This is a genomic window from Enemella dayhoffiae, from assembly GCF_002250625.1.
Lineage (GTDB): Bacteria > Actinomycetota > Actinomycetes > Propionibacteriales > Propionibacteriaceae > Enemella > Enemella dayhoffiae.
Genome location: NZ_NMVQ01000031.1, coordinates 1 through 2125, shown reverse-complemented (window position 1 = coordinate 2125; position 2125 = coordinate 1). Strand labels below are relative to the sequence as shown.

The window sequence follows — 2125 nt, the reverse complement described above, 5'->3', positions numbered from 1 at the left end:
TAGCGACGGTCGAAAACGAGGCCACCCAGACAGATTGGATGGGTGATCTCTATGGAGGATTGGGCTTTGATCCGGCGGCTGGTGGCGGACGGTGTTCCGCAGCGTCGGGTCGCGCGGGACTTGGGTATCGGGCGGGCGACGGTGGCGCGGGCGGTGGCCTCGGACGGGCCGCCGAAATACGAGCGGCCGGTGGTGCCGACGTCGTTCACGCCGTTCGAGCCGCACGTGTGTGAACTGTTGAGGAAGACCCCGGACATGCCGGCGACGGTGATCGCCGAGCGGGTCGGCTGGACGGGGTCGATCACCTGGTTCCGCGACAACGTCCGGCGGCTGCGGCCCGACCACCGGCCGGTCGACCCCTCGGACCGGTTGACCTGGCTTCCGGGTGACGCAGCGCAGTGCGACTTGTGGTTCCCGCCGAAGAAGATCCCCCTCGAGGACGGCACCAGGACGCTGTTACCGGTCCTGGTGATCACCGCGGCGCACTCCCGCTTCATGGTCGGGCGGATGATCCAGACCCGGACCACTGCGGACCTGCTGCTGGGGATGTGGGTGCTGCTGCAGCTACTCGGCCGGGTCCCGCGCCGGTTGATCTGGGACAACGAGACCGGCATCGGCCGTGGCAAGCGGCACGCCGAAGGCGTGGACGCGTTCACCGGCACCCTGGCCACGACGCTGCAGCGGTTGAAGCCCAACGATCCGGAGTCCAAGGGCGTGGTCGAACGCCGCAACGGGTTCTTCGAGACCTCCTTCATGCCCGGGCGCGACTTCACCTCACCGGCCGACTTCGACACCCAGTTCACCGGCTGGCTGACCAAGGCCAACAGCAGGATCGTGCGCACGATCAAGGCCCGTCCGATCGACCTGCTCGATGCCGACCGGGCAGCGATGCTGCCGTTGCCGCCCGTCGCCCCGGCGGTCGGGTGGGTCAACCGGGTCCGGCTGGGCCGTGACTACTACGTCCGCATCGACAGCAACGACTACTCCGTCGACCCCGCCGTGATCGGCCGGTTCGTCGACGTCACCGCCGACCTGACCCGGGTCGAGGTTCGCCACGAAGGACGCCTGGTCGCCGCCCATGACAGGGTCTGGGCCCGCGGGATGACGATCACCGACCCCGCCCACGCCGCGGCCGCGAGGGTCCTGCGCGAGCAGTTCCAACGACCGCCAGCAGCGGTCCCCGACGACGCACTGGTGCGGGACCTGGCCGACTACGACCGCGCCTTCGGTCTGGCCAACGGTGAGGAGGTGGCCTGATGGCAGCCAAGGCGAACAGCGACGCGACCGAAGCGCTCAAGCAGCTCACCTACCTGGCGTCGGCGTTGAAGGCACCCCGGATCACCGAGTCCGCCGCCCGGTTGGCTGACCACGCCCGCGACACCGGCTGGACGCACGAGGAGTACCTCGCCGCAGTCCTCGACCGCGAGGTCGCCGCAAGGAACGCATCCGGTGCCCAGATGCGGATCCGTGCCGCCGGGTTCGCTGCCCGCAAGACGCTCGAGGAGTTCGACTGGGACGCCCAACCAGCCGTGCGCCAACAGGTCGCAGCGCTCGCATCGGGCGGGTTCCTCACCGAGGCCCGCAACATCGTGCTGCTCGGACCGCCCGGCACCGGCAAGACCCACCTGGCCACCGGACTCGGGATCGCGGCAGCCCACCACGGCCACCGAGTGCTGTTCGCGACCGCGACCGAGTGGGTCACCAGGCTCACCGACGCCCACCACGCCGGCCGACTGCCCCACGAGCTCACCAGGCTTCGGCGCTACGGGCTGATCATCGTCGACGAGGTCGGCTACCTGCCCTTCGAGCAAGACGCCGCGAACCTGTTCTTCCAGCTCGTGTCCAGCCGCTACGAGCACGCCTCGCTGATCCTCACGTCGAACCTGCCATTCAGCGGCTGGGGAGGCGTCTTCGGCGACCAGGCCGTCGCCGCCGCGATGATCGACCGTGTCGTCCACCACGCCGACGTTCTCACCCTCAAGGGCGCCAGCTACCGGCTACGCAACCGCGGAATCGACACCCTGCCCAGCATCAAGACCCAAGACACGGCAGACTGAACAACTACGAACCGGTGGCCTCGTTTTCGAGCGTCGGATCGGCCCCATTTTCGAGCGTTGCCGACACC

General features: G+C 68.9%; 2 protein-coding genes. Both read left to right on the top strand.

Annotation, left to right across the window (positions count from 1 at the left end):
• Positions 1-51 precede the first annotated feature (51 nt).
• Positions 52-1257, top strand: coding sequence for an IS21 family transposase (gene istA, locus CGZ93_RS12685; protein ID WP_094364536.1), 1206 nt, complete (start codon positions 52-54; stop codon positions 1255-1257).
• Positions 1257-2057, top strand: coding sequence for an IS21-like element helper ATPase IstB (gene istB / locus CGZ93_RS12680; RefSeq protein ID WP_094364535.1), 801 nt, complete (start codon positions 1257-1259; stop codon positions 2055-2057). Before istA ends, istB begins: the two co-directional genes overlap by 1 nt.
• The last annotated feature ends 68 nt before the right edge of the window (positions 2058-2125 follow it).